At 71.1% G+C, this 15745-nt stretch carries 13 protein-coding genes; 5 read left to right on the top strand and 8 right to left on the bottom strand.

Going from position 1 to position 15745, the window contains the following annotated elements; all coding sequences use genetic code 11:
* Positions 1–2 precede the first annotated feature (2 nt).
* From ACQY9S_RS05295 to ACQY9S_RS05285, 3 genes are all read right to left on the bottom strand, one after another.
* Positions 3–515 carry an META domain-containing protein gene (locus ACQY9S_RS05295; protein ID WP_428423627.1) on the bottom strand — a complete coding sequence of 171 codons (513 nt, stop codon included), beginning with the start codon at positions 513–515 and terminating at the stop codon, positions 3–5.
* Between the two features lie 22 nt (positions 516–537).
* Positions 538–2232: a thiamine pyrophosphate-binding protein gene (locus ACQY9S_RS05290; protein ID WP_428423625.1), complete on the bottom strand. Its 1695-nt coding sequence runs from the start codon at positions 2230–2232 to the stop codon at positions 538–540.
* A 96-nt stretch (positions 2233–2328) separates the two neighbouring features.
* Positions 2329–3591: an MFS transporter gene (locus ACQY9S_RS05285; RefSeq protein ID WP_428423623.1), complete on the bottom strand. Its 1263-nt coding sequence runs from the start codon at positions 3589–3591 to the stop codon at positions 2329–2331.
* 64 nt (positions 3592–3655) lie between these two features.
* On the opposite strand from ACQY9S_RS05285, the gene ACQY9S_RS05280 reads away from it, so the two are divergent.
* From ACQY9S_RS05280 to ACQY9S_RS05265, 4 genes are all read left to right on the top strand, one after another.
* Entirely contained in the window at positions 3656–4531 is an 876-nt protein-coding gene (locus ACQY9S_RS05280) for an AraC family transcriptional regulator (protein WP_428423621.1), read from the top strand.
* Between the two features lie 67 nt (positions 4532–4598).
* Entirely contained in the window at positions 4599–5711 is a 1113-nt protein-coding gene (gene nadA / locus ACQY9S_RS05275; protein ID WP_428423619.1) for a quinolinate synthase NadA, read from the top strand.
* 169 nt (positions 5712–5880) lie between these two features.
* The gene (nadC, locus tag ACQY9S_RS05270; RefSeq protein WP_428423617.1) at positions 5881–6753 is read left to right on the top strand and encodes a carboxylating nicotinate-nucleotide diphosphorylase; all 873 of its coding nucleotides are present in this window, start codon (positions 5881–5883) and stop codon (positions 6751–6753) included.
* Between the two features lie 86 nt (positions 6754–6839).
* Positions 6840–7124 carry a late competence development ComFB family protein gene (locus ACQY9S_RS05265; RefSeq protein WP_428423615.1) on the top strand — a complete coding sequence of 95 codons (285 nt, stop codon included), beginning with the start codon at positions 6840–6842 and terminating at the stop codon, positions 7122–7124.
* Positions 7125–7143: 19 nt separating this feature from the next.
* Here the strand turns inward: ACQY9S_RS05265 and nadB are convergent, their stop codons facing one another.
* Positions 7144–8793 (bottom strand): L-aspartate oxidase, encoded by a 1650-nt coding sequence (gene nadB / locus ACQY9S_RS05260; RefSeq protein WP_428423613.1) that lies wholly within the window; start codon positions 8791–8793, stop codon positions 7144–7146.
* A 169-nt stretch (positions 8794–8962) separates the two neighbouring features.
* Between nadB and ACQY9S_RS05255 the strand changes: the two genes are divergently transcribed.
* Positions 8963–10255: a hypothetical protein gene (locus ACQY9S_RS05255; protein WP_428423611.1), complete on the top strand. Its 1293-nt coding sequence runs from the start codon at positions 8963–8965 to the stop codon at positions 10253–10255.
* Between the two features lie 57 nt (positions 10256–10312).
* Here ACQY9S_RS05255 and clpB read toward each other — a convergent pair whose 3' ends face one another.
* The 4 genes from clpB to ACQY9S_RS05235 form a co-directional block, all read right to left on the bottom strand.
* Positions 10313–12913, bottom strand: coding sequence for an ATP-dependent chaperone ClpB (gene clpB, locus ACQY9S_RS05250; protein WP_428423609.1), 2601 nt, complete (start codon positions 12911–12913; stop codon positions 10313–10315).
* 91 nt (positions 12914–13004) lie between these two features.
* Positions 13005–13394 carry a fluoride efflux transporter CrcB gene (crcB, locus tag ACQY9S_RS05245; RefSeq protein WP_428423607.1) on the bottom strand — a complete coding sequence of 130 codons (390 nt, stop codon included), beginning with the start codon at positions 13392–13394 and terminating at the stop codon, positions 13005–13007.
* A gap of 8 nt (positions 13395–13402) precedes the next feature.
* Complete coding sequence (locus ACQY9S_RS05240; RefSeq protein ID WP_428425583.1) at positions 13403–13879, bottom strand: molybdenum cofactor biosynthesis protein MoaE; 477 nt, start codon at positions 13877–13879, stop codon at positions 13403–13405.
* Positions 13880–13931: 52 nt separating this feature from the next.
* Complete coding sequence (locus ACQY9S_RS05235; protein WP_428423605.1) at positions 13932–15623, bottom strand: serine/threonine protein kinase; 1692 nt, start codon at positions 15621–15623, stop codon at positions 13932–13934.
* Positions 15624–15745: the final 122 nt, after the last annotated feature.

Raw genomic sequence — 15745 nt, 5'->3', positions numbered from 1 at the left:
TCTCAGCGCTGGGCGGGCAGGCGCGCAGCGCGCAGCAGCACGGCGCCGTCGGCATCGAACAGCGTCAGGTAGCCGGTCGGCGGCACGCGTGCGACAACGGCGCGCTCGAGCGCCGTGAGAACGCGATCCTCCTGCTCCATGGCGGCGGTTGCGCAGGCCCTGCGCGTGGTGACGACGGGCCCGAGTTCCAGCGCATTGCCGACCAGCGAGTAGCGGCCCCTCAGCACATTGCAGCTGCCGTTGCCGCTCAACTGGCCATCGGGGCCGAAGTTCAGGCGGGCCGCGCTGCGGTCGAGCAGCGGCTCGCTGCGCGCCTGTTCGATGCGCCACTCACCCAGCACCGCGGGATCGGGCGCCGCGGCGAAGGTCGGCGGCACGGGAATCGGGGTCGGGACCGGCGCCGACGCAGGCGGTGAAGGCGCCGGTGCCGGCGCGGGCATTGGCACGGGCACGGGCACCACGCAGGCGCTCAGCCACAGGCAGGCCACCGCGGCGAGGTTCGATCGGTACTGCATGGCGAATGCTTCCCCGGCTTGTTCAGGAATGATGCCGCTGCAGCGCGGTCGCGCGGATCGCGCCCAGCGTCGCACGCGTGGTGCTGATGTCGGTGTCGAGTATCAGGTGCAGCAGCGTCGGCTCGCTGCGCGCCAGCGCCGCGGCAAAGGCCGGCTCGAAGGCTTCGGTGCGATCGACCCGCTCGGCCGCCCAGCCGAAGGCGCGGCCGAACAGCACGAAGTCCGGGTTGCTCAGGTCGCTGCCGATCACGCGCCCCGGGTACTCGCGTTCCTGGTGCATGCGGATCGTGCCGTAGCTCGCGTTGTCGACCACGACGACGATGAGCCTGGCGCCGTAGGCCCGGGCGCTTGCGAGCTCCTGTCCAGTCATCAGGAAGTCGCCGTCGCCGGTGAAGGCGACGACACAGCGGCCCGGGCGCAGCAGGCTGGCCGCAATGCCCGCCGGCACGCCGTAGCCCATCGCGCCCGAGGTCGGCGCCAGCTGGGTGCCGAGGCCGCGGTAGCGCCAGTAGCGGTGCAGCCAGCCGCTGAAGTTGCCCGCGCCGTTGGTGACGATGGTGTCGGCCGGTGCCAGGCGCTGCACGGTCTTCACGACCTCGGCCATGTCGAGCGGCACGACCGGCAGCGCAACGAGGTTGGCTTCGTAGTCGGCGTGGGCCGCGGCGGCCCACGCCGACCACGGCAGGCTCGCCGGCGCGGCCAGCGTTTCCAGCGCACGGGCCGCGTGGTGCATCGAGGCCTGCAGCAGCAGGTCGGCCTCGTAGACGCGGCCCAGTTCCTCGGACCCGGCATGCACGTGGACCAGCGTCTGCCGCGGCCGCGGTGCCTCGAGCAGGGTGTAGCCGCCGGTGGTCATCTCGCCCAGGCGCGGGCCGACGGCGAGCACCAGGTCGGCCTCGCGCACCCGCTCGGCGAGCCGCGGGTTGATGCCGATGCCCACGTTGCCGGCGTACAGCGCATGGGTGTTGTCGAACAGGTCCTGGAAGCGGAACGCGCAGGCCACCGGCAGCTGCCAGTTCTCGGCAAAGCGCTGCAGCGCCTGCACCGCGCCCGCGTCCCAGCCGCTGCCGCCGGCGATGAGCACGGGCTGCCGCGCCGCGAGCAGCCGCGTGCGCACCTCGCGCAGCGCGCCCGGCGCCGGCCAGGCCTGGGCCGGCACGACGAAGGGCGCCACCGGTGCGGCGGTCGGCGTCCTCAGCATGTCTTCGGGCAAGGCCAGCACCACCGGCCCGGGGCGGCCCTGCATCGCGATGTGGAAGGCACGCGCCACGTACTCGGGCAGCCGGTCGGCGCTGGCCACCTCGCCGACCCACTTGGCGAAGCCGCCGCTGTTGGGCCCGAACACGGCGCGGTAATCGAGCTCCTGGAAGGCCTCGCGGTCGCGCACCTCGCTGCCCACCTGGCCGATGAACAGGACCATCGGCGTGCTGTCCTGGAAGGCGGTGTGCAGGCCGACGGCGGCGTTGGCGGCGCCCGGCCCGCGCGTCACGAAGCAGATGCCCGGGCGCCCGGTCAGCTTGCCCTGGGCCTCGGCCATGAAGGCCGCCCCGCCCTCCTGGCGGCAGCTGACGAAGCGGATGCGATCGTCATGCTCCAGGAAGCCGTCGAGCACCGCCAGGTAGCTCTCGCCCGGCACGCCGAAGCAGGTGGAGACGCCTTGTGCGATCAGCGCCTCGACCAGCGCGTGGCCGGCGGGGCGCGGTGCGTGGGTTTGCATGGGCGGCACTGTAGCCGCGGCGCGGCGGCCCGGCGGCCCGGCGCTGTCTCGAGGCTGGCCGGGCGATGGCGAGCCGGCCGGACCGGCTCCGCGGGCTCAGGTGGCGAGTGCGGCGGTGCGGCCGCGCGCGATGCGCACGCCGACCAGCGAGGCCGAGGCCACGCCCAGCGCCATCATCAGCGCCGCACCGTAGAACACGCCGTTCGGGCGGCCATGGTCGAGCAAGGCACCGAACAGCGGCGCCGCCAGCGCGAAGCCGATGTCGAGACCCGAATACACCATGCCGTACACCCGCCCGGTCGCCCCGGGCGGCGCGGCGCGCTTGATCAGCATGTCGCGCGAGGGCCCGGCCAGGCCGGTGCCGAAACCGGCCAGCGCGGCGACGCCGGCCGCCAGCAGGCCCGGCAGCCAGCCGGTGCCGGCCAGCGCCAGCAGGCCGGCGGCGGCGGCCATCGCGAAGCCGATCGTGCGCTCCAGCCGCTGCACCCTGGCCACCAGGAAGCCGCCGATCACCATGCCCGCCGCACCGCACAGCATGTAGCCGGTGACGACGAAGGCCGTCAGCGCGAGCGGCAGTCCGTACATCTGCTGCAGCGCCGGGCTGGCGAAGCTCTGGATCGCCGTCAGCGCCGCCGTGGTCCAGAAGAAGAAGGCGAAGCACAGCCAGACCGACGGCAGCCTCAGGAAGGCCAGCGGGTGTTCGTCGGCGACGCCGGCCGCGCCGGGCTTCTTGTCGTGGGCCCAGGAACCGAGCTTGTCGTCGATCGCGTCGCGGTTCAGGGCCAGCACCACCAGCACCGCCAGGGCCACCAGGCCGGCGCCGAGTGCGGCGATGCGCCATGAGCCGGTGGCGGCCGTGAGCCCCGCCATGAACACCGGCGCCACCGCCCAGCCGAGGTTGCCGGTGATGCCGTGCACCGAGAACGCATGGCCCAGGCGCGGCTGCGACACGCGCTTGTTCAGGATCGTGAAGTCGACCGGGTGAAACGGCGAGTTGCCCAGGCCGGCCAGCGCGGCGGCCAGCATCAAGCCCTCGTAGCCGTTCGCACTGGCGGCCGCGAACGCCGCCGCGGCAAACAGGCCCAGCGCCAGGAACAGCACCGGCCGCGCGCCGACGCGGTCGACCAAGAAGCCGGCCAGCGCCTGGCCGATGCCGGAGATCACGAAGAAAGTGGTGACCAGCAGGCCCAGCTCGGAATAGCTGAGGCCGAAATCGTGGATGAAGGCCGGGAACAGCGGCGGCAGCAGCATGTGGAAGAAATGCGAGGTGCCATGCGCCAGGCCGATCAGGCCGATGGTGCGGGCGTCCTGGCGCAGCGAGGCGCCGGCAGCCGCAGGAGCGGAAGTGGAAATCTGCATGACCCGATGCTAGGTGGGGTCGGCGCGGCGCGCTTACGATAGCGGGACAACTTCTATCGCGATCATGCCAAGACCCTCCATGGCGCGCGGCAAGCTGGCTGCAACCAGCGTGGGGCCGCTGACACCCCACCTCTTCACGCCGACGATCGAACGGCCGCTGCGCGCCAAGCAGCACACGCTGGCGACCGACACTCGCGTCGAGCCGCACAGCCACGCCTGGGCGCAGCTCGCCTGGTCGGCCACCGGCGTGATGCGGCTGACCGCCGAGCGCGGCACCTACCTCGTGCCGCCGTCGCGCGCGGTGTGGGTGCCGCCCGGCGTCGAGCATGCGATCACCGTGGTCGAGACGGCCGAGCTGCGCACGCTCTACCTGCACCAGCGCCCCGGCCGCTGCGGCCCCGGCTGCGGGCCGCAGCGCAGCGAGGCGGCGGTCGGCAGCGACTGGCAACACTGCCGCGTGCTCGAAGTCTCCGAGCTGCTGCGCGCGCTGATGCTGGCGCTGCCGACCGGACCCGACGGGCAGCCGCCGAGCGCGGTGGAACTGGCACGCGAAAAGCTGATCGCCACGCTGCTGGCCGACGAACTCAGGCGCGCCGCGCCGGTGCCCCTGGGCGTGGCGCTCCCGCAGGACAAGCGCCTGCGCGCGCTGTGCGAAGCGGTGCTCGACGACCCGACACGCCACGACACGCTGGCGGCCTGGTCGCGCGACATCGGCGCCAGCGAGCGCACCGTCGCGCGGCTGTTCCGCCAGGACCTGGGCACGAGCTTCGTGCAATGGCGCCAGCAGGTGCTGCTGGCGCGTGCGCTGTCGCTGGCCGCACGCGGCACACCGATGGGCCAGATCGCCGCCGAGCTGGGCTATGCCAGCCCCAGTGCCTTCAGCGCGATGGTGCGGCGCTCGGTAGGGGCGCCGCCGAGCCGCTTCTTCGCGTCGGCCTGAGATCGTGTGGTGAACACTCCCCGATGAAAGCTCGGCTACGATCCCGCTCCCTTCTACCGATCCCGCGATGAGCCAGATCCTCTACGACTTCACGAAGCAGGACGCCAGCGGCGCCAGCTGCACCGCACAGGCCTGGGCCAAGGTGCCCGAGCCGCTGACGCCGGCACGGCGCGACGAGCTGAAGGCGCGTGCCAAGCGTTTGCTCGCCGAGCGCAATGCCGTGCTGGTGGCGCACTACTACGTCGACGGCGACCTGCAGGACCTGGCGCTGGAGACCGGCGGTTGCGTCTCCGACTCGCTGGAGATGGCGCGCTTCGGCCGCGACCACGCGGCGCAGACCCTGGTGGTGGCCGGCGTGCGCTTCATGGGCGAAAGCGCCAAGATCCTGTCGCCCGAGAAGACGGTGCTGATGCCCGACCTCGACGCGACCTGCTCGCTCGACCTGGGCTGCCAGCCCGAGGACTTCGCCGCCTTCTGCGATGCGCACCCGGACCGCACGGTGGTGGTCTACGCCAACACCAGCGCGGCGGTGAAGGCGCGCGCCGACTGGATGGTGACCAGCTCCTGCGCGGTGGCGATCGTCGAGCACCTGCATGCGCAGGGCAAGAAGGTGCTGTGGGCGCCCGACCGGCACCTGGGCCGCTACATCGCCGAGCACACCGGCGCGGACATGCTGATGTGGCAGGGCGAGTGCATCGTGCACGACGAGTTCAAGGGCCTCGAGCTCGAGCTGATGAAGAAGGAGCACCCCGACGCGCTGGTGCTGGTGCACCCGGAATCGCCCCAGCGCGTGGTCGAGCTGGCCGACGTGGTGGGCTCGACCTCGCAGCTGCTCAACGCCGTGGTGCAGAGCGAGCGCCAGACCTTCATCGTCGCCACCGACAACGGCATCCTGCACCGCATGCGCCAGCTCGCGCCGGGCAAGACGCTGCTGGAAGCGCCGACCGCCGGCAACAGTGCCACCTGCAAGAGCTGCGCGCACTGCCCGTGGATGGCGATGAACGCGCTGCAGGGCGTGGTCGACTGCCTGGAGCGCGGCACCGGCGCCATCACAGTGCCCGAGCCGGTGCGCAGCCAGGCGCTGGGCTGCATCGAGCGCATGCTGGATTTCGTGAAGGCCAATCCCGGCGCGATCAGCCAGCCGGCGCGCGGCTTCGTTCCCAACATCGGTGCCGCGTGATGACGACCCCCCCGTTGCGGCTGCGCCGCTCCCCCGTGGCCCGGAAGGGACCACTGCGTGGCCCTTGGGGCGCCGCTGGCGGACCGACGGAGCCGGATCCGCGGCGGCTGCTCGGCAGGCCGCGGTCTGCGTTGACGCGCGCTGCATACACCTGATGGAGGCGCGAGGCATGCTCACTTTCGAAACCAACGAGACGCTCGACGAGGCCCGCGCGCGCAACGTGCGCGACGCGCTGTTCGAGGACATCGGCCGCGCCGACTGGACCGGCCGGCTGGTGCCCGAGGGTCGCCGGGTGCGCGCGCGCGTGCTGGTGCGCGAGGCGGCGGTGCTGTGCGGCCGGCACTGGTTCTTCGACTGCGTGGTCGCGCTCGATCCGCAGGCCGACGTGCAGTGGCACTACGCCGAGGGCGCGCGCATGGCCGCCGACACGCCGGTGTGCGAGATCGAAGCCGACGCGCGCGCGCTGCTCGCCGCCGAGCGGCCGGCGCTGAACTTCCTGCAGTTGCTGTCGGCGACCGCGACGCTGACGCGGCGCCACGTCGACGCGATCGCCGGCGCTTCGCCCCATCCGCGCGGCTGCGCCATCCTCGACACCCGCAAGACCCTGCCCGGCCTGCGCCAGGCGCAGAAGTACGCGGTGCGCACCGGCGGCGGCCAGAACCAGCGGCTGGCGCTGTGGCACGGCATCCTGATCAAGGAGAACCACATCGCGGCGGCCGGCGGCATTGCACAGGTGCTGGCGGCGGCGCGCGAGCTGAACGCCGGTGTCGACATCCAGATCGAGGTGGAGACCCTCGCGCAGCTGCGCGAGGCGCTGGACCACGGCGCCGTCAGCGTGCTGCTCGACAACTTCGACCTGCCGCAGATGCGCGAGGCGGTGGCGGTGAACGCGGGCCGCGCGCTGCTGGAGGTGTCGGGCGGCGTCGCGCTGGACCAGGTGCGCGACATCGCCGCCACCGGCGTGGACCGCATCTCGATCGGCCGGCTGACCAAGGACGTGACGGCGACCGACTACTCGATGCGCGTGCTCGGCAGCGCCTGAGCGCCGGCCGTCGCCCGGCGAAAAGCGGGCCCTCTGCCGCGCAATTCGGCAGTTGCCGGCGCCGCACGCTCGTGACAATCGGGCCCATGAGCTCTGAATTCGCGGGCATCCGCAACTACCAGGAACGCGCGGTGTTCGACGCCGTGCGCACATGGCGCGACCACTATCCGCTGATCAGCGAAGAGCTGCTGCCGGACGTGGCCTGCGTGGCGCTGAACCGCCTGCCCGCGCGCTACATCCGCCACGAGGTGGATCTGGTCTTCTACCAGAGCGAGAAGGAGCGGCTGCTGGCCGAGCGCCTGGTCGCCGGCGCGGTCGGCTTCGCGTTCGAGTTCGTGCAGGCGCGCACCGCGATGCGGGCGCGCGCCTGAAGCCCGGGCCGCGCGCGGCTCAGGCCGCCCAGGGAGCGGCCTTGCGCTTGGGCTTGCGCGTCAGGATGGTCGGGAAGCTGACCGGCAGCGTCTGCGGGAAATCGCGGCTGTAGTGCAGGCCCCGGCTCTCGTGGCGGCTGAGCGCCGAGCGCACGATGAGCTCCGCGCAGTCGACCAGGTTGCGCAGTTCCAGCAGGTCGCGCGTGACGCGGAAGTTGGCGTAGTAGTCGTCGATCTCGCTGCGCAGCAGCTTGATCCGGTGCAGTGCCCGTTCCAGGCGCTTGGTGGTGCGCACGATGCCGACGTAGTTCCACATCAGCAGCCGCAACTCGTCCCAGTTGTGCGAGATGACGACCTGCTCGTCGGCGTTCTCGACCTGGCTTTCGTCCCAGGCCGGCAGCGCGGGCCGACCGCTTTCGTGCTGCGAGAGGATGTGCTCGGCGCAGGTCTTGCCCAGCACCACGCACTCGAGCAGCGAGTTGCTGGCCAGCCGGTTGGCGCCGTGCAGGCCGGTGTAGGTGGTCTCGCCCACGGCATACAGCCCTGGCAGGTCGCTGCGGCCGTCGAGGTCGGTGACCACGCCGCCGCAGGTGTAGTGCGCGGCCGGCACCACCGGGATCGGCTGCTTCGAAATGTCGATGCCGAGCGCGAGGCAGCGCGCGAAGATGGTCGGGAAATGCGACTTCAGGAAGGCCTCGCCGAGGTGCGTGGCGTCGAGCCACACGTGGTCGAGGCCGTGCTTCTTCATCTCGAAGTCGATCGCGCGGGCGACCACGTCGCGCGGCGCGAGCTCGAGCCGCTCGTCGTGCGCCGCCATGAAGCGGATGCCGCCCGGAACACCCGGCCCGCCGCTGGGCAGCTTCAGGTGCGCCCCCTCGCCGCGCAGCGCCTCCGTGATCAGGAAGCTGCGCTCCTGCGGGTGGTACAGGCAGGTCGGGTGGAACTGGATGAACTCCATGTTGCCGACGCGGCAGCCGGCGCGGTAGGCCATCGCGATGCCGTCGCCGGTGGAGGTGTCGGGATTCGTCGTGTAGCGGTAGACCTTGCCGGCGCCGCCGGTGGCCAGCACCACCGCCGCGGCCGGCAGGGTCTCGACGCGCTGGCGGTCAATGTCGAGTGCGTAGACACCGTAGCAGCGTGGCGAACCATCGGCCTTGAGATGCCGCGAGGTGATCAGGTCGACCGCCATCCAGCGCTCGCGCAGTGTGATGTTGGGGTGGCGCCTGACCTCGTCGAGCAGCACATCGTGGATGGCCTTGCCGGTTGCGTCGGCGGCATGTGCGATGCGCCGCACGGCGTGGCCGCCCTCTCGCGTGAGGTGCAGGCCGAGCGGACCTTCCGGGTCCGCCGAGAACTGCACGCCGCGCTCGACCAGCCATTCGACGGCCTGTGCGCTGTGCTGGGCGATGAACCGCGCCGTGTGCTCGTCGACCAGGCCGGCGCCCGCATCCTGGGTGTCGCGCACATGGCTCTCGATGCTGTCGTCGCTGCCGAGCACGCCGACGATGCCGCCCTGCGCCCAGGCCGTGGCACCTTCGTCGAGGTTGCGCTTGGCCAGCACCACCACCGGGTGCGTGGGCGCGAGTTGCAGCGCGACGGTCAGGCCGGCGAGGCCGGCGCCGATGATCACCACGGGAGACGGGGTCACGGCTTCGTGGCGGGTCGGCATGTCGGGGGCTTCGGGACGTGGACGCGCCGCAACGGCACGACATCAGCAAAGATTCTATCGACGCCCCCACGCATCCCCCGCGGCACGGTCGATGCACCGCATCCGGGCTACCGCGCGCATTACACTTCGTGACATTCACGCCGGGTCGCTGTCCAGCAAGACGTCGTCCATGAGTTTCCCCCCCGACCGCAACAGCCGATCCAGCCGGCCCCCTTCGTCTGCCCACGATTGGGAAGCGACGCGCGTGCAGACGCAGATTTCCCCGCGCGCCAACAACGGCAACGGTGGCGGCCCCGACGAAGCCGCCGACGCGCAGGACATCGGTCGGGCGGTCGGCAACGGCGTGCGCGAGCTGTTCGTCGCCTGCGAGCCGGCCGACGCGCTGACCCAGCAGTTCGACCACCTGCAACCCGAGTTCGTCGCAGTACACGACCTGGGCACCTCGGCCTCGCGCAAGCTGCTCGGCGGCATCGCTGCGGCCAGTCAGCGCGCGGTGCAGCGGCTGGTGGTGCGGCGCAATGGCGCCGGCACGGTGCTGGCAACGATCGAGTACGTCGACTGCCCGGCCGCCAATGGCCGCAGCGTGCGGCTCTACAGCACCGAGGTCGATGCCGACACCCACACCCGCCAGTCGATGGCCCGCGTGTTGCTGGGCCGTGGCCGCTTGGGTATCGTGATGGTCGGCGATCTGCCTGCCCACGCGCTGACGAGTGCGCTGGCGCCCTGGCGCGAAGCGGTGCTGCGCGGCGGCTGGATCTGCCGGCGCCTGCTCTTCATGCCGCTGGCCGCCGGGGCCACGCTGCCGGCCGAAATCGCCAAGTTCCGCGCGGCCACCGCGATCGACGCCACGCCGACCGCGCAGGTCACGCGCCCTGCCGATGTCTGGAGCCAGTTGTGCCTGGCCTGGAATGCCCTGCAGCGCCAAACGAAGCCGGGGCAGGACGCGAACTCGCTGCCGCTGCTCGGCACGGCCCATGCAGCCGCCACGGTCACTGCGCCGAACCCGGCGACCACCGCAGCGCCACCGACGCCGATGCCGGTGGTCGGTGCGCCCTCACCGGCCCACGACGAGCCGCTCGAGCACTACCTGCACGAGCTGAGCCAGCTCGCCGGTGTCGTGAGCGCCTGCGCTTTCGACATCATGAGCGGCCGCCCGGTGGGTCACGCCGGCGCACGGCCGGGCCCGGACGACCTGGGCCGCCACGGCAGCGCCATGCTGGCCACGATGATGGGCGCGAGTCGCGCACTGGGGCTGGGCGCGGCGGTGCCGGACACCTCGATCACCCTCGGCCAGCACCACCTGCTGCTGCGCCCGCTGCCGGGGCACCCGGGCCTGGCGCTGCACGTCGTGCTCGACAAGCCTCACGTGACGCTGGCGCTGGTGCAGCTCCAGTTGCGCCGGTTCGACGACGCGCTGCTGCTGGCCGCCCGGCGTCCCAACGCGCCGCCGCCGCAGGCCTGAACCGCGCCCGCGGCGTTCGTCACCGGCGACCGGCCTCCTGAGCCGGCCGCCGGGCCGTCAGTGCACCACCCGCTCGAAGCTGAATTCGCCCGGCGAGCGGATCGGGTCGACGTCGACCGGCACCACGTCCTTCGGCGCGAACCGGCCCTCCAGCAGCAGCTTGGACAGCGGGTTCTCGATGCGCTGCTGGATCGCACGCTTGAGCGGCCGCGCGCCGAACACCGGGTCGAAGCCGACCTTGGCCAGCTCTGCCAGCGCCGCCGGCGACACGTCGAGCCGGATGTCGAGCTTGGCCAGCCGCGCCTCCAGCGCCTTCAGCTGGATGCCGGCGATCGTCTCGATGTGCTTCGCGTCGAGCGCGTGGAAGACCACGGTCTCGTCGATGCGGTTCAGGAACTCGGGGCGGAAGTGCTCCTTGACCTCGCCCCACACCGCCTCGCGGATCAGCTCCGGATCCTGCCCCGCCATCTGCATGATGAGGTGCGAGCCGAGGTTGCTGGTCATCACGATGACGGTGTTCTTGAAGTCCACCGTGCGGCCCTGGCCATCCGTCAGCCGCCCATCGTCGAGCACCTGCAGCAGCACGTTGAACACGTCGTGGTGGGCCTTCTCGACCTCGTCGAGCAGCAGCACGCTGTAGGGCTTGCGGCGCACCGCCTCGGTCAGGTAGCCGCCCTCCTCGTAGCCGACATAGCCGGGCGGCGCCCCGATCAGGCGCGCCACCGAATGCTTCTCCATGAACTCGCTCATGTCGATGCGGATCAGGTGGTCCTCGCTGTCGAACAGGAAGCCGGCCAGCGCCTTGCACAGCTCGGTCTTGCCGACGCCGGTGGGGCCGAGGAACAGGAAGCTGCCGGTCGGGCGGTTCGGGTCGGACAAGCCTGCACGCGAGCGGCGGATCGCGTTGGACACGGCGTGGATCGCCTCGTCCTGACCGACCACGCGCTCGTGCAGCTTGACCTCCATGTCGAGCAGCTTCTGGCGTTCACCCTGCATCAGCTTGGCGACCGGGATGCCGGTGGCGCGAGCCACGACCTCGGCGATTTCTTCCGCGCCCACCATCGTGCGCAGCAGCGTCGGCTTGCCGGCCGCGCCGGCACCCGCTTCCTTGGCCTGCGCGTCCTTCAGCTTCTTCTCGAGTTCGGGCAAGCGGCCGTACTGCAGCTCGGCGACCTTGTTGAAGTCGCCCTTGCGCTTGAATTCCTCGACCTGGGTGCGAAGGCGGTCCATCTCTTCCTTGAGATGCGCCGAGCCCTGTGCCGTGGCCTTTTCGGCTTTCCAGACTTCCTCGAAGTCGGCCGCCTCGCGCTCGAGCTTGGCGATGTCCTCCTCGATCAGGCCGAAGCGCTTCTGGGAGGCCTCGTCCTTCTCCTTGCGCACCGCCTCGCGCTCGATCTTCAGCTGGATCAGGCGGCGGTCGAGCTTGTCCATCACCTCCGGCTTGGAGTCGATCTCGATCTTGACCTTGGCCGCGGCCTCGTCGATCAGGTCGATGGCCTTGTCGGGCAGGAAGCGGTCGGTGATGTAGCGGTGGCTGAGCTCGGCCGCGGCGACGATCGCCGGGTCGGTGATCTCCACGCCATGGTGGACCTCGTACTTCTCCTGCAGGCCGCGCAGGATGGCGATGGTCGCCTCCACGCTCGGCTCGCCGACCAGCACCTTCTGGAAACGACGCTCGAGCGCGGCGTCCTTCTCGACATACTTGCGGTACTCGTCCAGCGTGGTCGCGCCGATGCAGTGCAGCTCGCCGCGCGCCAGCGCGGGCTTGAGCATGTTGCCGGCGTCGATCGCGCCCTCGGCCTTGCCGGCGCCCACCATGGTGTGGATCTCGTCGATGAAGACGATGGTCTGGCCCTCGTCGGCCGCCACTTCCTTCAGCACCGACTTCAGGCGCTCCTCGAACTCGCCGCGGTACTTGGCGCCGGCCAGCAGCAGCGCCATGTCGAGCACCAGCACGCGCTTGCTCTTGAGCGACTCGGGTACCTCGCCGGCAACGATGCGCTGCGCCAGGCCCTCGACGATGGCGGTCTTGCCGACGCCGGGCTCGCCGATCAGCACCGGGTTGTTCTTGGTGCGCCGCTGCAGCACCTGGATCGCGCGGCGGATCTCGTCGTCGCGGCCGATCACCGGGTCGAGCTTGCCGGCGCGGGCGCGCGCGGTCAGGTCGATCGTGTACTTCTTCAGCGCCTCGCGCTGGCCTTCGGCGTCGGCCGAGTCGACCTTCTGGCCGCCGCGCACCGCATCGATCGCGGTTTCCAGCGCCTTGCGGGTCAGGCCGTGACCACGCACGATGCCGCCGAGATCGGTCTTGGCATCGGTCAGCGCGAGCAGGAACATTTCGCTGGCGATGAACTGGTCACCGCGCTTGGCGGCGTCCTTCTCGGCGGCCTGCAGCAGCGTGACGAGGTCACGGCCTGGCTGCACGCCCTGCCCCCCCTGGACTTGCGGCAGTCCGTTGAGGGCGACTTCCATCGCCGTCTTCAACGCCGCAGTGTTCGCGCCGGCGCGGTCGAGCAGCGACTTCGGACCGTCGGGCTGCGCCAGCATCGCCGCCAGCACGTGAGCGGGCTCGATGTAGGGGTTGTCGCGCGTGACGGCAAGGCTCTGGGCATCGGCCAGCGCTTCCTGGAACTTGGTGGTGAATTTGTCGATACGCATGGGGAACAGTCCTCCGAATTCAACCGAAGATGGGTCCCGCAGCGTGGCTTTTCAAGCCGCGGCCGGCTTGATCTGCGTCAAGCCGGCTCGCTCAGCGAGCCGCCAACCAGGCCTGCGCCATGGCCCAGCCGACCGCGGCGCAGGCCAGCGAGGCCAGCACGTGCGCCAGCGTGTGCCCCACCGCCACGCCGAAGGCGCCGCGTTGCAGCAGCGTCAGCGACTCGAGCGAGAAGGCCGAGAAGGTCGTGAAGCCGCCGCACAGCCCGGTCATCAGCAGCAGTCGCAGTAGATCGTCGGGACGTTGCGACAACCAGGCCGCCGCCGCGCCGATGACCAGGCCGCCGGACGCATTGATCACCAGCGTGCCGAGCGGAAAACCGCTCCAGACCGGGTTCAGCCACAGACCCACCCGCCAGCGCAGCAATGCGCCCACGGCCGAGCCGGCGGCCACGCACAGCGCCTGCAGCAACGTCGGGGACATCGGTGCCGTCACGCGTTGCTCGCCGCAATGCCCCAGCGCTTCAGGGCATCGTCGTCGGCGACACGCGCATCGACCCAGCGGGCGCCCTCGGGCGTCTGCTCCTTCTTCCAGAACGGCGCCTGTGTCTTCAGGTAGTCCATCAGGAACTCGCAGGCCTGGAAAGCCTGGCCACGGTGCGCCGAGCTGACGGCCACCAGCACGATCTGCTCGCCCGCGTCGAGCGGGCCGACACGATGGATGACGCGCGCGCCCAGGAGGTCGAAGCGCTCGAAGGCCGCATCGATCATCGTCTCGATGGCACTTTCGGTCATGCCGGGATAGTGCTCGAGTTCCATGCGGCTGACGTCGGCCCCCTCATTGCGGTCGCGCACGGTGCCGATGAAACTGGCGACGGCACCGACGCCGCCATCGCCCGCCCGCAGCGCAGCGACTTCGACCGACAGGTCGAAGTCCTCGGTCTGGATCGTCACGCGGCCGGCCTTCATCGCCCAGGATTCTCGCACTGCCCACACGGCCATGCGAGCGGGCGGTGCACGCTCAAGAAGGCAGTTCGTCGCGTTGCCGCAGCCGGACACATTGCGGATGTGCGTAGAACCGGCTCTGCTCGCACTGGCCCTGCATGCACCGGTACAAGGCGAAGTTGGTGCGCGGCGTGCACGCTGCTGACGGACTGTCGGGCACGGCTTCACGCCGGGCCGCAACAGCGGCAGACGGTGGTGATGGCATCGCACCGGGTGCGGACGCCACACCCTGCGGACGTTCACTCGCTACCGGCGGCTTTGTGATGGCCTGGCCCTGGCGGACAGTCCCCGGATCCGGCTGACGAACCGCCTCCTGCGGCGCCACAGGCTGCAGAGGGACAAGTCCCGGGCTCGACGCCGGTGCCGCCGCCGCGGATGCTGCGGCCATGGGCACCGCCCCTGCGGCCGGCGGTTCCCGATCGATGGCCTGATCCAACGGCACGGCCGACGGCAAGCTCGCTGGCGCCGCGCGCGCGAGCTGCGGCTTCGGGTACGAACTCAGCTGGTACAGGGCCACAGCGGCAACCATCAGGACCGCCAGCACACCGGCAATTGCCCAGGGCCAGCGCCGCGGTGTTCGCGCCGGCACGTGGCGGCGCGGCGATCCACCATGGAACTTGGGCTCGGTCCGCGCCTCGGGCCGTTCGCTGCCGCGCTCGATGTCGATGGCGCCGCGCGCGGGCCACGTCAAGTCTCGATCGTGAAAGGGCGCGGTCAGCACCGGGATGTCCGAGAGCGCCAGCCCGCGGCGCTCGGGGACCACCGCTGCGGACTCGCGCAGCGCCGTCGGCCCCTGCAGTTGCTGCCTGAACGCGGCAGCCGACTGTGGCCGCTCCCGCGGATCGGGCGCCAACGCACGCTCGAAGGCAGCGACGAACCCGCTGGCGTACCGCCCTGCCGCGAGCGGCCCGGTCTGCTGCGGCACACCAGGCGTCCCCCCCGGTCCGTTCATGCAAAACCGTGCGACAGCCGCGAGCGAGTACAGGTCGGACCACGGCCCCGCCGCATGCTCGCCCGGAGGCTCCGTCAGTTCGGGCGGCCGGAAGTCGACCTGCGGCCACGCACCACGCTGCGGCATGCGCGAGCCGATGGCCGTTCGCACCGCCGCCGTGTCGAGCAGCATCGGCGCGCCGTCGGCCTGGACCAGGATCTGACCCGGACACACGTTGCCATGCACCCACCCCGCCTCGTGCAGGCTCTCGAGTGCATCGAGCAGGGGCATGAGCAGACGGCGCAGCCAGTCTTCGGTGGGCGGCTCGCTCATCGCCGCACAGAGCTCGGCCAGCGTGCGCCCTTCGACGCGTGGCCACAGGCGATAGGCCGTGCCCCGCAACTGCCACACCGCGCCGATGCGCACCAAGGCAGGGTGCAAGGGCCGGGCCAGCAGTTCCGACTCCTGGAGATAGGCCTGCAGTCCCTCTTCCCACAAGGCGGCATGCGCGGGCGAGCGGGGGTGCAGCGTGCCGGCCGCATCGCGCAGCGAAATGCCGGCCGGCGCGAACTCCTCGATCGTCACCTCCACGGCCGACGCGCTCGCGGTCGCCAGGTAGCGAAGGCTGAACTCGTCGTGCGCCTGCACTTTCTGCAGCACGAAACTGCCCACGGCCGTTCCGGCCGGCAGCCGCTGCGGCTCGACGACCGATGCGCGGGCAGCCGTGCCCGGCAAGGAGCCGCTCATCGGGTCGGAGTTGCGTGGAATCGGGATCATGGCGAAGTGGGCAGCGGGAATGGCAGCATAGACCGCTGCCCCCACCCGACTCGTAGCAAAGGGTATACCCGGTAACCGTGCTCAGGATCCGGGAGACCTCATTGTCTGTCCCACGCGGCGGC

The sequence above is a fragment of the Methylibium sp. genome (assembly GCF_965279545.1).
Taxonomy (GTDB): domain Bacteria; phylum Pseudomonadota; class Gammaproteobacteria; order Burkholderiales; family Burkholderiaceae_C; genus Methylibium.
The sequence above is the reverse complement of the archived record's forward strand: the minus strand, read 5'-3'. Positions and strand labels throughout refer to the sequence as shown.

What these genes read in the sequence shown, in the direction of transcription:
- ACQY9S_RS05295 (WP_428423627.1), bottom strand. Translation starts at nt 515, where the DNA reads ATGCAGTACCGATCGAACCTCGCCGCGGTGGCCTGCCTGTGGCTGAGC.
- ACQY9S_RS05290 (WP_428423625.1), bottom strand. Translation starts at nt 2,232, where the DNA reads ATGCAAACCCACGCACCGCGCCCCGCCGGCCACGCGCTGGTCGAGGCG.
- ACQY9S_RS05285 (WP_428423623.1), bottom strand. Translation starts at nt 3,591, where the DNA reads ATGCAGATTTCCACTTCCGCTCCTGCGGCTGCCGGCGCCTCGCTGCGC.
- ACQY9S_RS05280 (WP_428423621.1), top strand. Translation starts at nt 3,656, where the DNA reads ATGCCAAGACCCTCCATGGCGCGCGGCAAGCTGGCTGCAACCAGCGTG.
- nadA (WP_428423619.1), top strand. Translation starts at nt 4,599, where the DNA reads ATGAGCCAGATCCTCTACGACTTCACGAAGCAGGACGCCAGCGGCGCC.
- nadC (WP_428423617.1), top strand. Translation starts at nt 5,881, where the DNA reads ATGCTCACTTTCGAAACCAACGAGACGCTCGACGAGGCCCGCGCGCGC.
- ACQY9S_RS05265 (WP_428423615.1), top strand. Translation starts at nt 6,840, where the DNA reads ATGAGCTCTGAATTCGCGGGCATCCGCAACTACCAGGAACGCGCGGTG.
- nadB (WP_428423613.1), bottom strand. Translation starts at nt 8,793, where the DNA reads ATGCCGACCCGCCACGAAGCCGTGACCCCGTCTCCCGTGGTGATCATC.
- ACQY9S_RS05255 (WP_428423611.1), top strand. Translation starts at nt 8,963, where the DNA reads ATGAGTTTCCCCCCCGACCGCAACAGCCGATCCAGCCGGCCCCCTTCG.
- clpB (WP_428423609.1), bottom strand. Translation starts at nt 12,913, where the DNA reads ATGCGTATCGACAAATTCACCACCAAGTTCCAGGAAGCGCTGGCCGAT.
- crcB (WP_428423607.1), bottom strand. Translation starts at nt 13,394, where the DNA reads ATGTCCCCGACGTTGCTGCAGGCGCTGTGCGTGGCCGCCGGCTCGGCC.
- ACQY9S_RS05240 (WP_428425583.1), bottom strand. Translation starts at nt 13,879, where the DNA reads ATGAAGGCCGGCCGCGTGACGATCCAGACCGAGGACTTCGACCTGTCG.
- ACQY9S_RS05235 (WP_428423605.1), bottom strand. Translation starts at nt 15,623, where the DNA reads ATGATCCCGATTCCACGCAACTCCGACCCGATGAGCGGCTCCTTGCCG.